This window comes from Thalassospira sp., assembly GCF_002709775.1.
Taxonomy (GTDB): domain Bacteria; phylum Pseudomonadota; class Alphaproteobacteria; order Rhodospirillales; family Thalassospiraceae; genus Thalassospira.
Window position 1 is genome coordinate 39772 of the sequence record NZ_PAQR01000026.1, and the last position, 22722, is coordinate 62493.

General features: G+C 55.4%; 23 protein-coding genes. 12 read left to right on the top strand and 11 right to left on the bottom strand.

Going from position 1 to position 22722, the window contains the following annotated elements:
- Window positions 1-100: 100 nt before the first annotated feature.
- Both CMO10_RS10595 and CMO10_RS10600 read right to left on the bottom strand, forming a co-directional pair.
- A complete protein-coding gene (locus CMO10_RS10595; RefSeq protein ID WP_044827569.1) occupies window positions 101-1129 on the bottom strand; it encodes a TRAP transporter substrate-binding protein in 1029 nt (342 codons plus the stop codon).
- 20 nt (window positions 1130-1149) lie between these two features.
- Window positions 1150-1740 (bottom strand): gluconokinase, encoded by a 591-nt coding sequence (locus CMO10_RS10600; protein ID WP_297021707.1) that lies wholly within the window; start codon window positions 1738-1740, stop codon window positions 1150-1152.
- 173 nt (window positions 1741-1913) lie between these two features.
- Between CMO10_RS10600 and gntR the strand changes: the two genes are divergently transcribed.
- Window positions 1914-2939, top strand: a complete 1026-nt coding sequence (gene gntR, locus CMO10_RS10605; protein ID WP_297021709.1) for an HTH-type transcriptional regulator GntR — start codon at window positions 1914-1916, stop codon at window positions 2937-2939.
- 14 nt (window positions 2940-2953) lie between these two features.
- Here gntR and CMO10_RS10610 read toward each other — a convergent pair whose 3' ends face one another.
- Together CMO10_RS10610 and CMO10_RS10615 are read right to left on the bottom strand one after the other, a co-directional pair.
- A complete protein-coding gene (locus CMO10_RS10610) occupies window positions 2954-3532 on the bottom strand; it encodes an IMPACT family protein (protein ID WP_297021711.1) in 579 nt (192 codons plus the stop codon).
- A gap of 65 nt (window positions 3533-3597) precedes the next feature.
- Window positions 3598-4344, bottom strand: coding sequence for a sulfite exporter TauE/SafE family protein (locus CMO10_RS10615; RefSeq protein ID WP_297021713.1), 747 nt, complete (start codon window positions 4342-4344; stop codon window positions 3598-3600).
- Between the two features lie 368 nt (window positions 4345-4712).
- Here CMO10_RS10615 and CMO10_RS10620 point away from each other — a divergent pair, with 368 nt between their 5' ends.
- The 5 genes from CMO10_RS10620 to cysS all read left to right on the top strand — a co-directional run bounded on the left by CMO10_RS10620 (window position 4713) and on the right by cysS (window position 11408).
- Entirely contained in the window at window positions 4713-6098 is a 1386-nt protein-coding gene (locus tag CMO10_RS10620) for a class II 3-deoxy-7-phosphoheptulonate synthase (protein ID WP_297021715.1), read from the top strand.
- Between the two features lie 235 nt (window positions 6099-6333).
- A complete protein-coding gene (locus CMO10_RS10625) occupies window positions 6334-6819 on the top strand; it encodes a hypothetical protein (protein ID WP_297021717.1) in 486 nt (161 codons plus the stop codon).
- Between the two features lie 101 nt (window positions 6820-6920).
- The gene (locus CMO10_RS10630; protein WP_297021718.1) at window positions 6921-8597 is read left to right on the top strand and encodes an NAD+ synthase; all 1677 of its coding nucleotides are present in this window, start codon (window positions 6921-6923) and stop codon (window positions 8595-8597) included.
- A gap of 14 nt (window positions 8598-8611) precedes the next feature.
- The gene (gltX, locus tag CMO10_RS10635) at window positions 8612-9964 is read left to right on the top strand and encodes a glutamate--tRNA ligase (RefSeq protein ID WP_297021720.1); all 1353 of its coding nucleotides are present in this window, start codon (window positions 8612-8614) and stop codon (window positions 9962-9964) included.
- Window positions 9965-10031: 67 nt separating this feature from the next.
- Complete coding sequence (gene cysS, locus CMO10_RS10640; RefSeq protein ID WP_297021722.1) at window positions 10032-11408, top strand: cysteine--tRNA ligase; 1377 nt, start codon at window positions 10032-10034, stop codon at window positions 11406-11408.
- 74 nt (window positions 11409-11482) lie between these two features.
- On the opposite strand, the gene CMO10_RS10645 is transcribed toward cysS, so the two are convergent.
- Complete coding sequence (locus CMO10_RS10645; RefSeq protein ID WP_297021724.1) at window positions 11483-11893, bottom strand: carboxymuconolactone decarboxylase family protein; 411 nt, start codon at window positions 11891-11893, stop codon at window positions 11483-11485.
- Window positions 11890-12261: a MerR family transcriptional regulator gene (locus CMO10_RS10650; protein WP_297021726.1), complete on the bottom strand. Its 372-nt coding sequence runs from the start codon at window positions 12259-12261 to the stop codon at window positions 11890-11892. The genes CMO10_RS10645 and CMO10_RS10650 overlap by 4 nt, the downstream gene beginning before the upstream one ends.
- A gap of 205 nt (window positions 12262-12466) precedes the next feature.
- Here CMO10_RS10650 and CMO10_RS10655 point away from each other — a divergent pair, with 205 nt between their 5' ends.
- The 3 genes from CMO10_RS10655 (at window position 12467) to CMO10_RS10665 (ending at window position 15685) form a co-directional block, all read left to right on the top strand.
- Complete coding sequence (locus tag CMO10_RS10655; protein ID WP_297021728.1) at window positions 12467-13423, top strand: aldo/keto reductase; 957 nt, start codon at window positions 12467-12469, stop codon at window positions 13421-13423.
- A gap of 25 nt (window positions 13424-13448) precedes the next feature.
- The gene (locus tag CMO10_RS10660; RefSeq protein WP_297021730.1) at window positions 13449-14165 is read left to right on the top strand and encodes a DUF6064 family protein; all 717 of its coding nucleotides are present in this window, start codon (window positions 13449-13451) and stop codon (window positions 14163-14165) included.
- A 173-nt stretch (window positions 14166-14338) separates the two neighbouring features.
- Window positions 14339-15685 (top strand): MFS transporter, encoded by a 1347-nt coding sequence (locus tag CMO10_RS10665; RefSeq protein ID WP_297021732.1) that lies wholly within the window; start codon window positions 14339-14341, stop codon window positions 15683-15685.
- 14 nt (window positions 15686-15699) lie between these two features.
- Here the strand turns inward: CMO10_RS10665 and CMO10_RS10670 are convergent, their stop codons facing one another.
- The 3 genes from CMO10_RS10670 to CMO10_RS10680 form a co-directional block, all read right to left on the bottom strand.
- Complete coding sequence (locus CMO10_RS10670; protein WP_297021734.1) at window positions 15700-16356, bottom strand: LysE family translocator; 657 nt, start codon at window positions 16354-16356, stop codon at window positions 15700-15702.
- A 123-nt stretch (window positions 16357-16479) separates the two neighbouring features.
- Window positions 16480-17175: a DsbA family oxidoreductase gene (locus tag CMO10_RS10675; RefSeq protein ID WP_297021737.1), complete on the bottom strand. Its 696-nt coding sequence runs from the start codon at window positions 17173-17175 to the stop codon at window positions 16480-16482.
- A 152-nt stretch (window positions 17176-17327) separates the two neighbouring features.
- Complete coding sequence (locus CMO10_RS10680) at window positions 17328-17576, bottom strand: hypothetical protein (RefSeq protein WP_297021738.1); 249 nt, start codon at window positions 17574-17576, stop codon at window positions 17328-17330.
- 337 nt (window positions 17577-17913) lie between these two features.
- Here CMO10_RS10680 and cimA point away from each other — a divergent pair, with 337 nt between their 5' ends.
- Both cimA and CMO10_RS10690 read left to right on the top strand, forming a co-directional pair.
- Window positions 17914-19527 (top strand): citramalate synthase, encoded by a 1614-nt coding sequence (cimA, locus tag CMO10_RS10685; protein ID WP_297021743.1) that lies wholly within the window; start codon window positions 17914-17916, stop codon window positions 19525-19527.
- Between the two features lie 159 nt (window positions 19528-19686).
- On the top strand, window positions 19687-20463 hold the full coding sequence (locus CMO10_RS10690) for an RNA methyltransferase (RefSeq protein WP_044827584.1): 777 nt from the start codon (window positions 19687-19689) through the stop codon (window positions 20461-20463).
- 106 nt (window positions 20464-20569) lie between these two features.
- Here CMO10_RS10690 and CMO10_RS10695 read toward each other — a convergent pair whose 3' ends face one another.
- Together CMO10_RS10695 and CMO10_RS10700 are read right to left on the bottom strand one after the other, a co-directional pair.
- Entirely contained in the window at window positions 20570-21154 is a 585-nt protein-coding gene (locus CMO10_RS10695; protein ID WP_297021748.1) for a rhodanese-like domain-containing protein, read from the bottom strand.
- A 17-nt stretch (window positions 21155-21171) separates the two neighbouring features.
- Window positions 21172-21642 carry a DsrE family protein gene (locus CMO10_RS10700; RefSeq protein ID WP_297021751.1) on the bottom strand — a complete coding sequence of 157 codons (471 nt, stop codon included), beginning with the start codon at window positions 21640-21642 and terminating at the stop codon, window positions 21172-21174.
- Between the two features lie 377 nt (window positions 21643-22019).
- Between CMO10_RS10700 and rpsD the strand changes: the two genes are divergently transcribed.
- The gene (gene rpsD, locus CMO10_RS10705) at window positions 22020-22637 is read left to right on the top strand and encodes a 30S ribosomal protein S4 (protein ID WP_008891604.1); all 618 of its coding nucleotides are present in this window, start codon (window positions 22020-22022) and stop codon (window positions 22635-22637) included.
- The last annotated feature ends 85 nt before the right edge of the window (window positions 22638-22722 follow it).

The following is a 22722-nucleotide window of genomic DNA, read 5'->3' on the forward strand; positions in this document are numbered from 1 at the left end:
CGGGGCGACAAATTCGAGTTTGCACAACCGTCATCCCCGCAGGCTGCCGTGATCCGGGCAAGGGATCAGGGTTTCTTGCCCGGATCGGGTGCTTCGGGTCTTAGATCATGCCCTGCGAGGTCAGATATTCCATCAGGGTATCATAAACCTTTTTGGCATTCTCGGAACGCTCAGCAGCCTTTTCCCACTGTTTGGTGGCAATGGCGCGGAACTTGTTGCGTTCTTCCTGCGACCAGTTGTGGATGGTGATGTCACCCTTGGCGCGGGCTTCGGCAACCGCCTTCATGTCCTTGGCAACCAGCTGGGAAACTTCATCCTGTGCAAGGTCGCGTACCGAAACGGTCAGGATTTCCTGAAGGTCGGCCGGCATGCTGTCCCACTTGGTCTTGTTCATCGAAACTTCAACCAGCGGCATGGAATGGAAGCCCGGATAGACCGGATGCTTGGCAATGTCGTGCAGGCCTTGTGCCTGGTTGGTCGAGAACACGGTATAGTCGGCAGCCTCGATCACTTTTTTATCGAGCGACGTAAAGACTTCCGAGCCCGGAATGTTGACCGGGGTTGCACCGGCTGCGGCAAACACTTCGTTCACCATGCCTTCCGGGGCGCGCATTTTAAGACCCTTAAGGTCATCAACGCCATCAAGCGGGACGGCGGAAACGAATGCTTCAAGGCCCGGGGTGGTCGCACCGATGAAGTGCAGGCCATAAGGTTCGACCAGCGAATTCATCAGCTCCTTACCGCCACCATATTCCATGAAACGGAACATTTCCTGCGGATCGGACCATGCGCCAACCGGGTTCGCGATCAGGCCGAATGCCGGATCCTTGCCCGAAAAATAGCTGGTGTCGGTGATGTGACCATCAAGAATGCCAGCGGCAATCGCATCCTGGGTTTCGTTGTGTTCGACAACCGAACCTACCGGCAGCATCTCGATCGAAATGCGGCCACCGGTCAGGGTACCAACACGTTCTGCCCATTCCTGCTGAATGATGAAGTTCGGGTTGCCGGCCGGATCACTCGACTGGAATTTAAGCGCGTAATCCTGGGCATTTGCCGCAAAGGGTGCGGTGGTGGTCATGGTGATGGCAAGCGCTGCGCCAGCCAGTGTTTTCAAGGACATTTTCATCTGTTTTCTCCCTGGGTTGATTATTTTACGTCAGTGCCGGGTGCCAATCTGGCATCGGATGCTGCGTAACGCTGCTTCAAACCCGAAACAGCGGTTTGGACGATGTCTTCAAGCGGGCCTTCGATTGAGACAGCCAGCGGGTCTTCATCGGGGCCCGGCGGTTCAAGATCGTGAAGCTGACTGTCAAGAAGTTGCGAGGGCATGAAGTGGCCAGCACGGCTGTTCATGCGCTCGAATATCAAATCACGGGGACCATTGAGGAAAACGAAGCTGACCTCTCCCAGACGCGTACGCAGATAATCGCGATAGCGACGCTTGAGCGCCGAGCAGGCGATAAAAACGGTTCCGGGAAACGGATTGCCGCGCGGTGTCGTCGGATCGGTGGATTGGCCAACATGCTCGGCTGCGGTGGAAACGGCGTCCAGCCACGGCCAGCGCATTTCATCATTAAGCGGCAGCCCACGGCTCATATGCTCAACATTGGCCTTTGGGTGATGGTCGTCTGCATCCAGCCACGCATTATCCGTGGCTGCTGCAAGGCGCCGTGCCGTTTCGGTTTTGCCCGATCCGCACACGCCCATGACGACAACATATCTGGTCTGCCGGTTCATAAGGTTCTTCGTTCTCACTGGTTTTCAGGGCTTGGTTTTACTCTTGGACAGCCCTGTTGTGTTATGATGTTAGCGCTAACATAATGTTAGCGCTAACATCACGTCAACACCCTATTTCACAGGAAGGCACAAGGTGCTTGTCGCTACGGAAAAGACGTAATAAATGTAAGGGTATGAGGAAGCGCAAAGGGGCCGGGCGGCCAACCATTTCTGACGTTGCCGAAAAGGCCGGGGTCAGCACCATCACCGTTTCACGTGCCTTGCGTGATCCGTCAAAGGTGTCCGATCACCTGCGCCGCAAGATCGATAACGCGGTGAAAAAGCTCAATTATGTGCCGCATTCCCATGCCAGCGCGCTGGCATCGACTCGCTCCAACATTATTGGTGTGATCGTGCCGTCACTCACCAACAACGTTTTTGCCGATACGCTTCGCGCGATTTATGACGCCTTTGATCAGGGCGTCTATCAGGTGCAACTTGGTAATTCGCGCTATGTCGCGAAAGAGGAAGAACGCCTTGTGCGCACCTTCCTCGGTCAGGGGCCATCGGCGATGATCATCGCCGGTACCGATCAGACCGAAATCACGCGCGAACTTCTTGAAAGCGCGCCGTGCCCGGTGGTGCAGATTATGGAAATCGGCGATGACCCGATCGACATGATGGTCGGCTTTTCGCATTTCGAAGGTGGCCGTGCTGCGGGCATTCATCTGGTGCAAAAGGGCTATAAACGCATCGGGTTTTTGGGCGCGCGCATGGATCCGCGTTCGCACCGCCGTATGGAAGGCTTCAAGGAAGCCATGCGATCAGGGGGCCGGTATGACCCCGACCTGATCATGACAACCACGACGTCTTCCAGTGTCACTCTTGGTGCTGAACTGATCGGGCAACTGCGCGCACGTCGCCCGGACCTTGATGCCGTGTTTTGCAACAACGATGACTTGGCGCTTGGTGCGCTGTTTGGCTGTCAGAAGGCGGGGATTTCTGTGCCTGATGATATGGGGATTATCGGCTTTAACGATCTTGAGATGATGGCGGCAAGCTACCCGTCCCTGACTTCAATCCGTACAGACCGCTATGCGATCGGTAAGCATGCGGTGGCCATGATTCAAAGTGCGCTTGATAGCGAAATGCCTGACCAGAAGATCATTGATGTTGGGTTTGAATTGCAGCAGCGCGAGAGCACATCGCGCAAGCGCTAGGGACTTGTCCGTACTTAATCTTGCTCAGCTTCCGGCAATGGAAACCGTTCGGCCAATTCGGCCAGTTCGGCGCGTGGCCCGGTGATCTTGATATGCGTGCCATCGGTATCAAACTGACGATCCAGAATGGTGATGCCGTCCTGTGAGCAGGCTTGTTCCAGCGTTCCGGCATCGGAAAACCCGGCAAACAGTTCGGCTTCGCCTTGCGGAATATAGTCAATGATCTCGGCAACGTCACAGACGGCATTGGCCGCCCCGCTATAGGCGCGCACCAACCCGCCAGTGCCCAGTTTTGTGCCACCAAAATAGCGCGTCACGATGACGGCCACATTAATGAGATCACGCCCCTGAAGCACCTTTAAGCACGGAATGCCTGACGTGCCTGATGGTTCGCCGTCATCCTTGCCGTGCTCGATCAGCTGGTCTTCGTCATTAAGATAGCGATAGGCGTTCACATGGTGATTGGCCTTGGGATGAAGGGCGCGCAATTCATCAATCCGGTTGGCGAGATCGTCATGAAAAACGAGTTCGGCCAGAAAACGCGATTTCTTTTCTTCGGTTTCTGCAAAGGCGGGGTGGGCGATGGTTTTCATGATGGTTTGCTATCAGAAAGCAGCTTGAAGTGCCAGACGACATCTTGTGCGCCGATTGGCTCTGGTCATCCTGCCGTAAACAGTTTACCGACCAGAATGACGCCAAAAATGATCAGCATGATCAGGACGACCTTGCGGAAGGTTTCGGCATCCATGCGGTCGCGCACCTGCGTGCCCAGTTTGGTGCCAAGATAGACCGGCACCAGCCCGGCCAGCGAGATCCAGAGCGTATCAAGCGTGAACATCCCAAGCCGCGCCAAGCCAAGCGCCATCACGATGCTTGAAAGGCTGAACGAGATATTGATGGCCGTCAGGAAGCGTTTGGGGTCAAGGCGCAAGGAAAGCAGGAAGGGTAGGACCGGCATAACCTGCGATCCGGTGATGCCGTTGATCAGGCCGGTGGCAAAGCCCGACACGGGGGCGAGGACTTTGGCAAGCCTGTCAGACATCGGTTTGCCATGGCGAAACAGGGTAATCGCGCCGTAATTCATCAGTACCAGCCCCAGCGCTGCACCGGCGAGAATGCTGTCGACCAGTTCCAGCACGGCAAGCCCGATCAGGATGCCGGGAATGGTGGCAAGAAACATCGGCCAGAACCGGCTGACGGTTTCACGAAAATGGCCTGCCTGGGCCATGATGATGGAGTTGCTGACCAGTGACGGAATGATCACAAGCGGCATCCCGGCCTTAAGCCCAAGGCCAAGGGCAAGGATCGGCAGGGCAGATGTCGAAAACCCCAGACCCGTTGCCCCTTTGACGAAGGCCGCGACGAAATAGGCGCAGGCAATGATGGCAATCGTTTCAAGGGGCATGGAGATTCCGGGGCTTTGGTGATGGCGTGCGCAGTGTGCCCGCAAATGTTGCCCCACGCAAATGATCTGATGAATGGACTGGCCGGATTCGCATCGCGATATTAAGTATGACCATACGGTCATCGAACGGCAGACTTGTATAATGTGGCAGTTATGGGTGGAATTTTGCGTCGAATTTTGACGGTTTGGTAAAAATTTGCGGAAAAATCACCTGCGCATGTCGACAAGGGGTGGAAATGCGTGTGCAAAACCCGTATCAAGTTTGGCCCGGTTAAATGACCGGTCAAGCGGGCGGAATTCCGCCACATAGCCGAATATATGATATAATGGCGGCATGATGAAGAACATGCCGGATTGAGAGGAAGCAAATGAGCAAGAGCTGGAGCATTGAAAGCTGGCGCAACCTGCCGATCAAACAGGTGCCATCTTATCCTGATGCACAGGCCTTAAAGGCCGTAGAGCAAGAGCTCGGCAGCTATCCTCCTTTGGTGTTTGCTGGCGAGGCGCGTGCGCTTAAGGAAAAGCTTGGAGAAGTCGCAGAAGGCAAGGCCTTCCTGCTGCAGGGCGGCGACTGCGCTGAAAGCTTCAAGGAATTTCATCCGAACAATATTCGCGACACCTTCAAGGTGATGCTGCAGATGGCGGTTGTCCTGACCTATGGTGCGGCCTGCCCGGTGGTCAAGGTTGGCCGAATGGCTGGTCAGTTTGCCAAGCCGCGCTCGTCTGACACCGAAACCATCAATGGTGTTGAACTGCCAAGCTATCGCGGTGATGTGGTCAATGGCATCGAGTTCACCGAAGAAGCCCGTATCCCGGATCCGCAGCGCCAGATCCGCGCCTATAACCAGTCGGCTGCGACCCTTAACCTGCTGCGTGCCTTTGCACAGGGCGGTTTTGCCGATCTGACCAAGATCCATCGCTGGAACCTGTCCTTTGTTGATGGCAGCCCGGCGGCAGAGCGTTACAGCAAGCTGACCACCCAGATTGATGAAGCAGTCGCCTTCATGCAGGCCTGTGGCATCACGGCGGAAAGCGCGCCGCAACTGCGCGAGACGGATTTCTATACCTCGCACGAAGCATTGTTGCTCGGCTATGAGCAGGCGCTCACCCGTCAGGACAGTCTGACCGGCGAATGGTATGACTGTTCTTCGCATATGCTGTGGATTGGTGATCGTACCCGTCAGGCCGATCATGCGCATGTTGAATTCCTGCGCGGGGTGAAAAACCCGATCGGCATGAAATGCGGCCCGACCATGGATGAGGATGACCTGATCCGTCTGATCGATATCCTCAACCCGGAAAACGAGGCCGGTCGCCTGACCCTTATCGCGCGTATGGGGGCCGACAAGGTATTTGATAACCTGCCGCGTCTGGTCAAACGGGTTAAGGCCGAAGGCCGCAAGGTCGTCTGGTCGTGCGATCCGATGCATGGCAACACGATCAAGGCATCGACGGGTTACAAAACCCGTCCGTTCGACGCGATCCTGTCCGAGGTCAAAAACTTCTTTGACGTGCACAAGGCCGAAGGCACCCATGCCGGCGGCGTTCACTTCGAGATGACCGGAACCGACGTCACCGAGTGCATCGGTGGTGCCCGCGAAGTCACCGAAGAGGCGCTTTCGGATCGCTACCACACTCATTGCGACCCGCGCCTCAATGGCGGACAGGCCCTTGAGCTTGCCTTCCTGATGGCCGAAATGATCAAAAAGGAACGCGACAGCGTCCGGGCAGAGCAGATGGCTGCTTCTGCCTGATCACAGGTCCAGCAAATTAGATGATCAAAGGTGCCCGGTAAACTGCCGGGCACCTTTTCTTATGGGGCACAAGTTTGCCAAAAGGGCCTTCTAAATTAGCTTTTGGCGCATTTTGTTACACAATCAGTATGATTTGACGAAAAAACATCTACCAATGACCATCAAATATTCTTAAGTATGGGTAATTGCGGGATGTTCCTGACAAATCGAATAAGGGCGAGGGGTCGCAACGGGTATGGTGGACGACGCTGAATTCAGCGCATGGCAAAAGAAGGTAGAGGGAACCAATATTTCCTCGACCACGCTTTTGGCGACCGACTATCTGAACCATTTCAACGAGATCGTCATGTTGCTCGAAATGGTGCCCGACATGCCCGACATGATCGAGGACTGCAAGGAATGGGCGCCGAAAAGCTATCAGGAGCATTTTCGCGATAGTGCTTTTTCCGACAAGGAACTGGCGATCGAGGCCTACGAACATGTGCCGCCGAAATTCCGCCGTCCGTTCGAAGAAACCATCGAGCATCTCAATACCATCGTGAGACACGCGGTTTCGCAGCTTGAAGCCATTATCGAGACCGGTGATGAGGATCTTCTGCGCGTTACGGCAAGTGCGGTGACGACCTCGCTCCAGAAATTCATGGATGTCGCGAGTGGCATTATCCACGGTTCGGCCAAAACCATGAGCCAGGATGAGATCGACGCGGCACTTGCACTTTAAGCGCTGCCTCTGACGTACTTTTTACCGGAAATTCGTCCGCAAACGGCTGCATTGCCCATTCCGCAATTGACAGCGCGCGGGGGCAATCCTATTCCAACATCATGACAAACAAGCTTGCCATTGCGATTGCCCAGCTAAACCCGATTGTCGGTGATGTCACCGGAAACCGGGACAAGGTTGTGGCTGCCTGGGAAACTGCGGCCGAGAAGGGCGCGGAGATTGTTCTGTATTCCGAACTGGTTCTCTCGGGCTATCCGCCCGAAGATCTGGTGATGAAGCCGGCCTTCATGCGCCATCTGCATGATGCCGTGGAGTTTATCTGCGACCATACGGCGAAACGTGATGGTGGTCCGGCCTTGCTGTTGACCACGCCATGGGAAGTCGAAGGCACGCGCCATAACGCGGTCCTGCTGATTGATCAGGGCAAGATCGTTGATGTGCGCGTCAAAAATGATCTGCCGAACTATGGCGTGTTTGATGAAAAACGCGTCTTTGCTGCTGGCCCGATGCCAACCCCGATTTCGTTCAAGGGTGTGAAGCTTGGTGTGCCGATCTGTGAAGATGTCTGGACGCCGCATGTGGTTGCCCATCTGGCGGATGCCGGGGCGGAGATATTCCTTGTGCCGAACGGCTCACCGTTTGAGGCCGATAAAAGTGGGCTGCGCCGCAAGCTGATCGAAGATCGTGTGCGCGAAAGCCATGTGCCGATGATCTATTGCAACGAAGTCGGCGGTCAGGATGAGTTGGTCTTTGACGGCGGATCATTTGGCCTGAATGGCGATGGATCGCTTGCGGTGGCCCTTCCGGCTTTTGCCGAGGATGTGGTGGTGACCACCTGGCAGAAGGCTGATAACGGCAAATGGCATTGTAGCGATGACGCGCCAAAGGCGGAATATCCCAACGGGCTTGATGCGATTTATCAGGCATTGGTTCTGGGCCTGCGCGATTATGTCAACAAGAACGGTTTCCCCGGTGTCGTGATCGGCATGTCGGGTGGGATCGACAGTGCGCTTTCGGCTGCTGTTGCCGTCGATGCGCTGGGTGAGGCGCGCGTGCGTCTGGTGATGATGCCGTCGCCTTATACCTCGGCCGAGAGCCTTGAGGATGCCGAGCTTTGCGCAGGGATGCTTGGGACCGGGATTGAAAGCATCAATATCGGGCCGGCCATGGCCGCGTTCGAGCAGATGCTGGCACCCGCATTCGAAGGTCGGGATGCCGACATTACCGAAGAAAACATTCAGGCCCGTTCGCGCGGGATCATCCTGATGGGGCTTTCAAACAAGTTTGGCTACATGGTGCTGACCACGGGCAACAAGTCCGAAATGTCGGTCGGCTATGCCACGCTGTATGGTGACATGTGCGGTGGTTATTCAGTTCTGAAAGACCTTTATAAAACAACCGTGTTCAATCTGTGCCACTGGCGCAATGAACACAAACCAACGGGCGCGATGGGCCCGGAGGGCATGGTTATCCCGGAACGGATCATTACCAAGCCGCCCTCTGCCGAGCTGCGCCCGGATCAGAAAGACGAAGATAGTCTGCCGCCTTATGATGTTCTCGATGATATTCTTCATCAGATGATTGAAGGTGAGCGGTCTGTACGCGATATCGTTGATAGTGGTCATGACGAGGCAACAGTACGCCGGGTCTGGCGGTTGCTTGATCGGGCGGAATATAAACGCCGTCAGGCGCCCCCGGGGGTCAAGATTACCCCGCGTGCCTTTGGCCGTGACCGTCGCTATCCGATTACCAATGGCTTCACGAACCTTGTTACGTGATTGAAAAGTTTGAAATGACAAAACCTGTTCTGCGATTTGCCCCCAGCCCGACCGGGCTTCTTCACGTCGGTAACGCCCGTGTGGCGCTGATGAACTGGCTTTATGCCCGGAAATCAGGCGGGAAATTCATCCTGCGCTTTGACGATACCGACCCGGCGCGTTCCAAAGACGAATATGTCGATGCGATCCGTGAAGACCTGACATGGCTTGGCATCGACTGGGATCAGGAAGAACGCCAAAGCCTGCGTCTTGATAAATATGACGCGGCGATTGCAGACCTCAAAAAGCGCGAAATGCTGTATCCGTGCTACGAGACCGAAGGTGAACTGAACTGGAAGCGCAAGGCCGCCCGCCAGCGCCATCAGCCGTTCATCTATGACCGCAAGGCATTGACCCTTACCGATGAAGAAATCGCAGCCCTTGAAGCCGAAGGCCGCAAGCCGCATTGGCGTTTCCTTCTGACCGATGGCTTGGTGGAATGGGATGACCTGACGCGTGGTGTGTGCTCGTTCGATACCGAACACGTGTCTGACCCGGTTCTGATCCGTGAAGACGGATCGCTGCTTTATATGCTGGGCTCGGTCGTGGATGATCTTGAGATGGGTGTTACCCACATCATCCGCGGTGAAGATCACGTGACCAATACCGTGTCGCAGATCCTGCTGTATCTCGCCCTTGGCGGGAAGCCGGGCGCGCTTGAATTTGCCCATATGCCGCTTTTGGCAGGGCCGGGTGGTTCGCAGCTTTCAAAACGTTTGGGCAGTCTTTCGCTGCGCGAGCTGCGTAATGACGGGTTTGAGGTCGAGGCACTTGTCGGTCTTCTGACCGGTCTTGGTGCATCGGACAAGATCGAGCCAGCGAACCTTTCCCAGGTTCTTGATAAATTCGATCTTGATCATTATGGCCGATCCACACCGAAATTCGATCCGGCAGAACTCGCAAGCCTTAATGAAAAAGTCATTCACGACATGTCGTTTGAGGCCGCCAAGCCAAAGCTTGAAGCCGCGGGCATGGCAGATGCTGACGAGATGTTCTGGAATGCGGTGCGCGGCAATTGCTGGCGCGTGGCAGAGGCACTCGAATGGTGGGATGTGATCCACAAAAACGTCATTCCGGAAATCGATGCAGAAGATGCCGAGTTCCTGAAGCAGGCGGCAGGAATGCTGCCTGAAGGCGAGCTTGATGGTACGAGCTGGAAAACCTGGACCACGGCGCTTAAAGAAGAAACCGGGCGCAAGGGCAAGCAGCTTTTCATGCCGCTTCGCAAGGCGTTGACCGCGCGTGAACATGGTCCGGAAATGTCGACGATGCTGGTTCTGATCGGGTCTGAAAAGGCACGTGACCGGTTGTGTGGGAAGGCGGTCTAAGCATCTGCTTTGATCGCCGGAAAATGTACGCATTTGACCCGATACCACAGCCAAACGGACGTTTGAAATGACCAAGACCCTTCGTATTTTTGACACGCTGACCCGCGAAAAGCAGGTGTTTGAGCCGATCGACCCCGATCACGTGCGCCTCTATGTCTGCGGCCCGACGGTCTATGACTATGCCCATGTCGGTAATGCCCGGCCCGTGGTGGTGTTTGATACGCTGGTGCGCGTGTTGCGCCATATCTACCCAAAAGTGACCTACGTTCGGAACGTCACGGACGTTGATGACAAGATCAATGCACGCGCCAAGGAAAGTGGTGAGCCGATTTCGGAAATCACCAAGCGTACGCATCAGGCCTATCTGGATGACATGGGCGCTCTTAATGCCGCCAAGGCTGATATCGAGCCGCGCGCAACCGAACATATCGCCGAAATGATCGCCATGTGCGAAAGCCTGATCGAACAGGGCTTTGCCTATGCTGCCGAGGGGCATGTGCTGTTTTCGGTCGAGAAGTTCGATGAGTACGGCAAGCTGTCGCGCCGTGATCGCAAGGAAATGATCGCCGGTGCGCGTGTCGAAGTCGCGCCCTATAAAAAAGATCCGGCTGATTTTGTGCTGTGGAAACCGTCAAGCGATGACATTCCGGGATGGGATAGCCCGTGGGGCCGTGGTCGCCCGGGGTGGCATATTGAATGCTCGGCCATGTCGACGCGTTATCTCGGTGAAAACTTTGATATTCACGGCGGTGGTTCGGATCTGGTGTTCCCGCATCATGAAAACGAACTGGCACAAAGCTGCTGCGCCAATAAGGGCTCAAGCTACGCCAAATACTGGATGCATAACGGCCATCTGATGGTTGAGGGCGAAAAGATGTCCAAGTCGCTGGGCAATTTCGTAACCGTGCATGAGCTGCTTGAAAAATGGCCGGGTGAGGCGATCCGTCTGGCGATGATGGGAACCCATTACCATCAGCCGATCAACTGGACGGAAGAAAACCTGCGTCAGGCCAAAGAGGCGCTGGATCGTTTCTATACCGCCCTTCGTCAGAGTGCGGATGTCACGCCCGAAGCGATGCCAGTGCCGCGTGCGGTGTTGGATGCGCTGTGTGATGATTTGAATACGCCGCTTGCGATTTCGGAATTCCATAACCTTGTGACCAAGTTCAACAAGGCGGAAAAGAAATTCGAACGCGCGGAAGCCAAAGGTGAAATCCTTGCTGCGGCCAAGCTTCTTGGCATTCTGGAATGCGATCCGGAAGCCTGGTTTACCGGGTCGGCCGATGAAGACGAGGCCGCTGAAATCGAAGGGCTGATCGCCCAGCGTGCGGACGCCAAGAAGAACAAGGATTTCGCAACCGCCGATAAAATCCGTGATGACCTTCTGTCGCGCGGCATCATCCTTGAAGACTTCAAGGAAGGTACCAGCTGGAAGCGTGTATAAGCGCGAAGCGACAATCGAGATCAGAAAGGGCCGCAGTTCCAAGCTGCGGCCCTTTTTCTTTGGCTGTTCGGGATTTAACCCTGATTGGCATCAAGTTCTTCAAAAACGTCGCGCGCGGCATTGAGGCCATTGATCGCGGCGGGAAGTCCGCCATAGACGGCCATTTGCCAGACGGCTTCGATGATTTCGGTGCGCGAGGCACCGGCAGCTAGTGTGTGGTGAATGTTGATCTTAAGCTGCGGGGCAGTCTGACCACCAAGAACTGTTAGTGCAGAAATCGTGCAAAGTTGGCGGGTTTTAAGATCAAGACCCGATCGGGCGTAATGACGACCATAGGCCCATTCAACAAGGCTTTCGGCAAAGTCCGGAACAAGGGCGTCATATTTTTCGGCAAGTTGCGCCTCAAGCGGCGGGTTGAGTTGGGCGACAATATCACGGCCTTTTTCAAGGGCGCTGGCTCGGACGGTGGTGACGGGATTGCTCATCGGGATGCTCCATTGCATTTGGCAGCCGTCTCGTAAGTGGTGATTTTGGCATCAAGGACATCAAGTGTTTCACTGAGACTGGCCACACGTTTGGCCAAGTCATCGCGATAGGTCTGGAGCAATTCCCGACGTTCGGAAATCGTACTGTCGCCAAGTGCACGCATCTCGGCATATCGCACCCGGTCGCGGATCGGCATGCCGATTTGTTTAAGGCGTTCGACAAATTCAAGCCAAACCAGAACATCCGGGCCATAAACCCGTCGTCCACCGGCATCACGCAAGGTTTCCGGCAACAAGCCGATCTTTTCGTAATACCGAAGCGTATGAACACTAAAGCCGGTCTTTTCAGCCACTTCACCAATCATCATGACGGTCACCATCATTTGGAAGGGGTATGCAGTCCCGAAGGAAGCTAGGTGATAGAGTGCACTCTAGGTCAAGCATTAATCCAGCAATCCCGAACAGGGGCAAAGAGATGTTGGTCATTAAATTGCATTGCCGGAAACAGGTGGGCAGATTTTTGCCAAATTCCTGATTGAAGATGATCCGCGAACCACAAGGATTGAACGAACCATGTCAGATCTTGATCGTCGGAAGTTCCTGAAATCGGCGGGGGCTATTGCTGCCCTTGGTGGGCTTGGTGTGCTTGGGGCGGGGACAAACAGGCCTGCCTTTGCTCAATCCAGTACCAAAAGCGACCTTCCGGATATTATTCAGAAAACAATCCCGTCGACGGGTGAAACAATTCCGGCAGTCGGGCTTGGCAGCTGGATCACGTTCAATGTCGGCAATGACATGGAATTGCGCGATCAGTGCGCGGATGTGATGTCGGCCTTTTTCAAGGCTGGTGGGCGCATGATCGACAGTTCACCGATGTATGGTTCCGCGCAGGATGTGATTGGTTATGGGCTTGATGCGCTGGGTGCGCATGACAAGGTATTTTCGACCGACAAGGTCTGGACATCGGGCGACGGGGCCGATCAGATCGCCGAAACGTCGGATCGCTGGAAGGTCGAGCAGTTTGATCTTTTGCAGGTTCATAACCTGCTGGGCATCAATGACAATTTACCCCTTCTGTTTCGCATGAAAGATGCCGGGCAGTTGCGCTATGTCGGTGTGACGACGTCGCATGGGCGACGGACCGATGACCTGATGGCCGTGATGAAGAATGAGCGGCTTGATTTCGTGCAGGTGACCTATAACCCGGTTGATCGCAAGGTTGAGGAATATCTACTGCCGCTGGCCTATGATCGTGGCATTGCTGTGATCGTTAATCGGCCGTTTCGCGGTGGTAGTCTGACGGAACGATTGGAAGGACAGCCCTTGCCGGAATTTGCCCGTGAGCTTGAAGTCAAAAGCTGGGCGCAGCTGATTTTGAAATATCTGATCGCCCATCCGGCGGTAACGTGCCCGATCCCGGCCACGACCAAACCGGCCCATGCGGCGGAAAACATGGCAGCAGCAACCGGGCCGTTGCCCGATGATAAAATGCGCGAGCAGATCGCAGCCGTGATCGGCGTTTTGGTGTGAGCGATGCAAGTGCGGGGCAAACAGCATGAGTGAATGGTGGGATTACGGACTGGCGGATTTGTTGCTGTTTTCGCCGCGCGTCTATTACCGGCTGTTTGAAACCATGAACAGCACCTGGTGGCTGGTGGTTGCCAGTGCGGTCATCGCCGGCCTGATCGCATCGGGCCTGGCACTTCGGCACGGTTTTCGAGGCAACCGGGTTATTCTGGTGCTGTTGGCGCTGGTTTGGGCGTGGTGTGGTTATGGTTTCCTTTGGCAATATTATCAGCCGATCAACTGGGCCATTCCGTATCTGTTGCCGGGCTTTGCCCTTCAGGTCGTGTTGTTTGCCATCTTTGCCGCACGGCCATTGCCGCTTCGCTTTGGCTGGCGGGGTGATCTTTCCAGTTATGTCGGGCTGACATTGGTGGCCTTTGCCCTGATTGCCTACCCGTTTATCGGATTGATCGAAGGGCGCGATTTGCTGCAGGCGGAGCTGTTTGGCAGTGCGGCGGACCCGACCGCACTTGGTACCCTGGGGTTTGTGTTGCTGTCGCGCGGGACGTGGCGCTGGGTTCTTTTGCCTGTACCTTTGATCTGGTGCGTGATTTCAGCCGGGACGCTGTGGGTGATGGATCAACAGGTTGCAATGGTGATGCTGGCGGCGGTCTGGATCACGGTTTTCTGCGGCTGGCTTGATCTTAAGAACGGGGTGACCACCAAGCGCCTGACAGAGGCGGAAATCAGAGACCCGGCAGCCTAGGCCAAAAAATTCCCTTCATGGACAAAAAAGTCTGGAAACCACCGTCAATCGGTGGTTTCGTACTTTTTGCTGAAACAAGTCGTTTGTCTGAACCAATCCTGCATCAGGCCGAGACGCAGTGAGCACAGACAAGAATGACTTTTCGGTAATCCCCAAGCGTGAAAGGGCGAGCCATGATCCAGGTTTTAACCAGTGTCTGGGCACTTCTTATTGGTGTTGTCCTGATCATGCTGGGCAATGGCATGCATTTCACACTGATTGGTCTGCGCGGCGGCATCGAAGGATTTTCCTCGGCCGAGCTTGCGATTGTGACATCGGGGTATTTTGCAGGCTTCCTGTCCGGGGCGCGACTGACGCCGCGCATGATCAAGCGTGTTGGCCATGTCCGCGTCTTTGCCGCCCTTGGCAGCTTTACCTCTGCCGGGTTGATTGCCTTTCCACTGATTGCCGAACCCTGGGCCTGGACGGCGTTACGTGTGATTTTGGGCTTTTGCATGTCGGGCATTTATGTCACGGCGGAAAGCTGGCTTAATGATTCTTCGACCAACGAAACCCGTGGCAAGGTTCTGTCGGCCTATATGATTGCCCAGACGCTTGGCATTATTGGCGCGCAGGGTCTGTTGACCCTGGGGGATGCCGGAACCTCGGCGCTGTTTATTGTCGCCTCTATCCTGGTTTCGATTTCCTTTGCACCGATCCTGCTTTCGGCATCTTCGGTGCCGGTGACCGAGGCCGCCCGTCCGATGGGGTTGAAGGAGCTGTTTTCGGGATCGCCGCTAAGTACCGTGGGTATCTTCCTTCTGGGCTGTGTCTATGCCACCCAGACCGGTATGGCGGCGGTTTATGGCACCCAGATCGAAATGACGACGGTACAGATCGCGACCTTTGTCGCGATGCTGTTTGCCGGCGCCTTGGTGTTTCAGTTCCCGATTGGCTGGCTTTCCGACCGCATGGATCGCCGCAAACTGATTTTTGGTGCCTCGATGGTGGCGATGGCGGCCTGTACGTTGGGATGGATATCGGGGAACAACCTGATGTTTATGATGTCGGCGGCCTTTGTCGCGGGCGGCATGACCACCCCGCTTTATGCGCTGTTTCTGGCCTATACCAACGATTTCCTGCCGCTTGAAGATATGCCGGCCGCCTCAGGCGGTCTGGTGCTGACCTTCGGGGTGGGCGCAATTTTGGGCCCGCTTATCGCTGGTTGGTCGATGGAGCATCTTGGTGCGCAATCGTTCTGGCTGGTTCTGGCAATGACGTTTGCGGTGATTGCGGTTTATGCGCTTTATCGCATGACGCGCCGTGAAGCCCTGCCGGTTGAAGAAACCGAAAGCTATGTCAGTGTCCTGCCGACGGCATCACCGATGGCAGTTGAAACCGCCGGTGTGTGGGCAGCCGAACAGGCGGAGGCAGAAGCTGAAGCCGCCGCAGAAGAAGCGGCGGCCGAGGAAGCTGCAGCCGAAGAGGCGGTCGCCAACTCAGAGGGTGACGCGACCAAGGACGAAACGCCTAAAGCTTAGGTCAGTTGGCAGGTTTATCGGTTAAACAGCAAACGCAAACCGACAGCGGCAAAGAACACACCAAGCAAGCCGTTGATCCAGCTTGCCGCCCGGCGATAGATTGAAATGGCCGGTGCGGTGGAAAACGCGGTTGCATAAAGCAAATGCGTGCTGGTCGAAATCAGCCCGCAGCCAATGACGATTGCAGCCCCGACCCAAAGCGGCGCACCTTCCTGAAACCCGATGGAAATAATGGCGATCCAGGTCAGGATGGCCTTCGGGTTGGTCAGGTGCAGGCCAAGACCGCGAAAGTAATAGCCACGTCCCGAGATTTGCCGGGGATCAACGGCGATCTGGACGTCCGCACTGTTTGGGGCCTTGCGAAATGCGGTTCGAAATGCGCGGTAAGACATCCAAAGCAAATAAAGCCCGCCAAAAATCCGAATGGCGGTCATTGCATCGGCGTAGGTCGCCAACACAGCCGACAAGCCGGTCAGGGTCAGAAGACCGATCGAGAACGATCCGGTTCCAATGCCAAGGGCAAAATGCTGTCCGGCACGGCGGCCCTGATCAAGGGAAACGCCCATCAAGCCCAGAAGGGCAGGGCCGGGGCTGATGAGCCCGACAAGCAAAGCGGCGTAAGATAGCAATATCCCGGGAAGATACTGCCCGATTTCGGTGAAACTGATCATGGGGCGTTTCCTTTGGTGGTGGCAAAGTCAGCCTAGATCAGTGGTTGAATTCTGTCGAGCGGAACGAAAAAGCCCGATCCAAAGGGACCGGGCTTTGATCGTTTGTCTGGCGGGTGCCGATAATCAGGCGTCGTTCTGGGCTTCGGCCAGGATTTCATCCCCCTGACGGGCGATTTCCGAAAGGGCCTGTTCAAAGACCTCTGGCGGGTGGCCACCGGAAATGGCGAATTTGCCATTCACGACATAGGTTGGCACAGAACTGATGCCGGCATCGCCGAACTCGTCTTCTTCGGCCCGGACTTCCTTGGCGAATTCGTCACTGGCGAGGATTTCGGCCGCACGATCCGGGGAAAGACCGACTTCCTCGGCCGCGCGTTTCAGGACACCGTGATCGGCGGTGTTGTCCCCGCCCTGGAAATAGGCAGCAAACAGATTGAGTTTCAGCGCGGTCTGCTGACCATATTCGCCTTCCTTGCCGGCCCAGTAAAGCAGGCGGTGCGCATCAAAGGTGTTGTAGATGCGTGAATCCGAACTGAAATGGATCGGGAAGCCGACATTTTCACCCATCATGGTGATGCGTGCACGGTTATCGGCACTCTGGTCGGCGGTAAGACCGTATTTTTCGTTGATATGTTCCGACAGGTCCTGGCCTTCGGGCGGCATATCACGGTTCAGTTCAAACGGGTGCCAGCGCAGGGTGACGTCAATTTCACCGTCGAGACGGCTGATGGCATCTTCGAGATTCTTGTAACCGATGATGCACCACGGACAGACGACGTCCGAAACAATGTCGATCTGCATGGGAATGGCTTTAGTCATTGGATAGAATTGCCTTGGGTTATGTAACGTTACGCTACCCCAACACATAATCGACATGACGTCAAACGCAAGGAAAAGACTGGCCTTACGCGTCCTAAACGGTCGTTTTATCAGTTTTTTCTGATTTTTCCGGGGTGAGCCGGGCGTAATGTTCAGTTCGGTTGCCGCCGGGCGTTATCGACCATGTATTCGGCAAAGGTTTCCAGGATCGGGCAGGACCATTCCGCGCGGGTCAGTTCACCGTCGCGTTCCCAGTCGCCGTACCAGCGTTCGTCAATGTCGCGGAAAATGGTGTAGCGGGCGAAGCGATCCGATGCTGTCCAGCAATTCCGACCGGTACGTTCCCATGTCAGACCGGCAAGCATCATGATGTCAACGCTGGTGGTGGCGTCATTTACCATTTTTATTGTTCCCGGACGTCGCGCGATCAGTGTGTGTATTTGTTTTTGGGCAAGAGGGCGATCACGCAGCCTATGATTTAGTAAAGTTAATCATCGGGTAGTGGGGGTTACAATCATTCAAGGGGACAGGCTTGCTATCCTAAAGGTGGGTAATTTCTTAAAATAGAGTGGAAATTGCCCTGAATGCGTCAAATTTAGCAATGCTGTTGCGCTAAGGGCTGTTTTGCGGCAATTTGCCAGACCCGCAGCGGATATGGGCATATCCCCCGCGCGGGAAGAACAGAGGCGGTAATAACAGCGCCGCCCCAAGAGAGACTATCGATCAGTTGGAATGAAAATGTCAGACAAGCGCGTCTATCTCTATGACAGTACCCTGCGCGACGGGCAGCAGACCCAGGGCGTGGATTTTTCGGCCGCGGATAAAACCGCGATTGCCAAGGCGCTGGACGAATTGTCGATTGACTATATTGAGGGCGGCTGGCCCGGGGCAAACCCGACCGACGACGCATTTTTTGCCAACCCGCCGAAGCTCAAGAATTCCAAACTGACGGCTTTTGGCATGACACGTCGTGCCGGGCGTTCGGCATCCAACGATCCGGGGCTGACCAGCCTGGCGCAAAATGCGCCGATCGTGTGCATGGTTGGCAAAAGCTGGGATTTTCAGGTGACCGAGGCACTCGGGATTGAGCTTGATGAAAACCTTGCGATGATCTCGGATTCTATCGCGCATCTGAAAACCAAGGTTTCCGAAGTCATGTTCGATGCCGAGCATTTCTTTGACGGCTACAAGGCCAATCGGGAATACGCGCTTTCGGCGATCAAGGCGGCATATGATGCCGGTGCGCGCTGGGTTGTTTTGTGTGACACCAACGGCGGTACGCTGCCCGACGAAATTTTTGACATTGTCACCGATGTCTGCAGCCAGATCCCCGGTACGCATGTCGGCATTCATTGCCATAATGATACGGAAAATGCGGTCGCGAACTCATTGGCGGCGGTGCGCGCTGGTGCGCGTCAGGTGCAGGGTACCTTGAACGGTCTTGGTGAGCGCTGTGGCAATGCCAACCTGATTTCGATCATTCCGACCCTGATGCTCAAAATGGGGTATGACGTTGGTATTTCCCATGCCCAGCTGACCAGCCTTCGCCGCATCTCGCACATCCTTGACGAGCGCCTGAACCGTGAACCGCTGCGCCAAGCCGCCTATGTCGGTGACAGCGCTTTTGCCCATAAGGGCGGCTTGCATGTTTCAGCCGTCGAAAAGAACCCGACTTGTTACGAGCATGTCGAGCCGCATCTGGTTGGCAATCAGCGTCATATCCTTGTTTCGGATCAGGCGGGCCGATCCAACATTCTGGCGCGTTTCCGTGAAATCGGTGTCGATGTTGATCCGAAATCGGAAGCCGTCGGCAAACTGGTCGAGACCGTCAAACAGCGTGAATTTGATGGCTTTGCCTATGACGGGGCCGAGGCCAGCTTTGAATTGCTGGCGCGCAAAGCCATGGGTGAGCTTGATCGCTATTTCCGCGTGACATCGTTCCGCGTGATTGACGAACGTCGCTGGGTCGATGAACAGGACGAGCAGGTCATCACCATGTCGGAAGCCACCGTCAAGGTCGTGGTCGGCGATGACCAGTTCATGTCGGTTGCCGAAGGGAATGGTCCGGTCAACGCCCTTGATGCAGCACTTCGCAAGGTTCTTCTGACCGTGCCGGAATACCGCGAAGCGGTCGAGCAGATCGAACTGATCGATTATAAGGTCCGGATCATAACACGAGGCGATGGCACACGTGCAGTAACCCGCGTCATGATCGAAAGCCGTGATGCGGAAGGCAACAATTGGGCGACCGTGGGTGTTTCAACCAACATCATCGAGGCGTCCTATAACGCGCTGCGTGACTCCATAACCTATAAGCTGTTCAAGTCGGGCGTGCGCAGCCAGCACGCGTGATCAACAGATCAAGTTTTAGACGCAGCCGGGTCTTGTAAAGGTCCGGCTGTTTTCGTTCGAGACATGGAGGCTGGCGCGAACGGTTGGCTTTTGCTAAGTAAGCGCCAATATGGACGGGAATGCCCGTCACCCTTCCTTTGACGATCGGAGTTTAGCGCGATGAGCGAGCCCATCGGCAGTGCCAAGCCTGAAACAGGCGGGATTGCCAATCCACCCGTGATCATTCTGATCGAACCGCAGCTTGGCGATAATATCGGCAAGGCAGCGCGCGCGATGTTGAATTGCGGGTTGGTGGATTTGCGTCTGGTGCGTCCGCGCGATGGCTGGCCGAATGAACGGGCAACCGCCAATGCGTCGGGTGCCGACATCGTCATTGATAATACCAAGGTGTTCGAGCGCGAAGAAGATGCGCTTGCTGATCTCAACCGGGTGTATGTTACCACAGCCCGCACGCGCGATGCCATCAAGCCTGTCTTTACCCCCAAGGGGTTGGCACCGGAAATGCGCAGCGTGGTTGCGCGTGGCGAGAAAGTCGGCGTGATGTTTGGCCCGGAGCGCACTGGTGTGCGCAACGAACATATCGCCATGGGCGATGCGGTGGTCACTGTGCCGCTTAATCCCGGTTTTACCTCGCTCAATCTGGCGCAGGCGGTGTTGCTGATCGGCTATGAATGGTGGCAGGCGGGCGTTGATGTGCCCGATTATCAATTGATGATGGCCGACACCTTCCCGGCGACCAAGGATGATATGGAACGTCTGTTCGTGCATCTTGAGAACGAGCTTGATGAGTCCGGTTTCTTCCGGGTGGCCGAAAAACGCCCCGGCATGGCGCGCAATATCCGCAATATCTTTAACCGTGCCAACCTGACCCATCAGGAAGTCCAGACGCTGCGCGGCATGATCGTTGCCATGCGCGGCGGCAAGCACAAGCCGTAACGCTTGCGTGGTTTGATATCGAAAATAAAGGGCTCTCCGATCTTGGTCAGGGAGCCCTTATTGTTTTTGGCGGGGGGCACTTGGCGAAGTGCCAAGCTGGGCGGCCTTATGGCCGATCTAGGCGATAGATCTTGTCCGGGTTCGGTTTGCTTTGCCAGGGCAGGCCGTCATTCTGCCAGCCATTGAGCAGGCGCAGGCCTTTTTGCGGGCCTTCCTTGATAGCACTGCCCTGAAAGCCGTGAACGACATAGCGGGCATTGGCGAAGCCGTTTTCCTGCAGGAAGGCGGCACTTGGTTTGCCGCGTTCGCTGCCGGACCGGCACATGGTGATTATGGTGGCGTTCTTATCCATGCCGCGTGCCTTAAGGGCCGCTTCGATCTCGGCGGCAAAGTTCGGGTTGCGATAAAGCCGGAACCGGCCCTTTTCTGCGTCCCATTGGCTTCGATCCACCATCAGATAGGGGATGTTGATATCCACCGCATCAGTGAAGCCGATAAACAGGATTTCCACCGGATCGCGGACATCGACAAACAGCACGTTCTCCTGCTGCGATGAAAGTTCGAGGGCCTCTTGAGTGGAAATTCCCAGCTCATCTGCCTTGGCGGATGCCGGTACTGCGGCGGAAAGGGCGATGGCAGCAAGCAAAGCCAGACCTGCCATAACGGGGCGCATTTTAAGCATGTTCATCATCGTGGGGTCCTTGGGGCTTAGAACGAGAAGACGCGGGTATCTTCGTCAACCATCATCTTGGCCATGGCCGGCGGGGTTGCGACACCAACGCCATCGCGAAGCGCAGTTTGATCATGTGAACTGTTGGGCAGATAAAGCGCGCAAACATTGACCGAGGCACCGCCGCTCATCAATTTGGTCAGAAGCTGCTCGGGGGTGACCCTTTTCGGCTCAAGGGCGGGGCTTTGGGTGGCGCTGAGTGCCAGGTCGCCTGCCTTGTCACACAGAAGAACATCGACCCGGACACCTTGCGCCTGCATGGTGTTGCCAAGAACCATCGCCATGCCCTGGGTCTGCAGGGACGGGCTGGTTAGGATGATCAGGGCCTTGTTGATTTTGTCATCGGATTTATCATCGGCTCGGGCGATGGCGACATTCAAAACAAGAAGAACAGCCATCAGAAGGAACATGAAGGCAAAGCGGACCGGGGTGATTGTGGATTTATTCATGGGGGCGCTCCAAATTCTGGATAATTAATCAATGATAATATTTTAATTTTGGGGCGCCTCTGGATGATATGACAATCGTCAATGTGGCGGGAAAACAGGTCTAAGGCCTTGGAATGCCGCCAGATAATCTGTGCTGGTTGGGAAAGGACTTGCGCTGGCATGACAAGCCTTGCGAAAACTGCAGGCAGTGCTTGCATCGGCAGGTCATGAAAACGGCCATTTTCGTTTGACTCTCGGGCCGTGATCTCTATATTGCGCCTCACTTCCGAGAAAGTGGGTCGAAACAGGTGGTTTCGTCCCCGTTCCGCATGTCTGGTCTTCAGGCGGTTGGAAACTATCGGGACAATAAGTGATCTTTAAAAAAAGAGAGTTACAAAATGTCGAAACGTATTGCTGCAAAGCATAAGATTGACCGCCGCCTTGGTGTGAACCTTTGGGGCCGTGCTAAGTCGCCGCTGAACAAGCGCGAATATGCACCGGGCATGCACGGCGCAACCCGCCGTAAGAAGCCGACCGACTATGGTACCCAGCTGTTTGCTAAACAGCAGCTCAAAGGCTACTACGGCTCGATCTCTGAAAAACAGTTCCTGCGCTACTACAAAGAAGCTTCCCGTCGTCCGGGCGATACCTCCGAGCATCTGGTTGGTATTCTTGAGCAGCGCCTTGATGCGGTTATCTACCGCATGAAATTCGTTCCGACCGTGTTTGCTGCACGTCAGTTCGTTAACCACGGCCACATTCTTGTCAACGGCAAGAAAGTAACCATCCCGTCCTACCTTGTTAAAGAAGGTGACGTTGTCGAAGTGAAATCCGCTTCGCGCGAAATCCCGATGGTTATGGAAGCTGCCAACCTGAACGAACGTGACGTTCCGGAATATCTCGACGTTGACGCGAAGGCCTTCAAAGGCACCTTCGTTCGCGTACCGAAATTCGCAGAAATTCCGTACCCGGTTCAGATGCAGCCGAACCTGGTCATCGAATTCTACTCGCGTTAATCCTTACGGATTTCGCGACGAACCGATACGAAGACGCCCGCTGGAAACAGCGGGCGTTTTTGTTTGTCCGGATTTTGCATGAAAC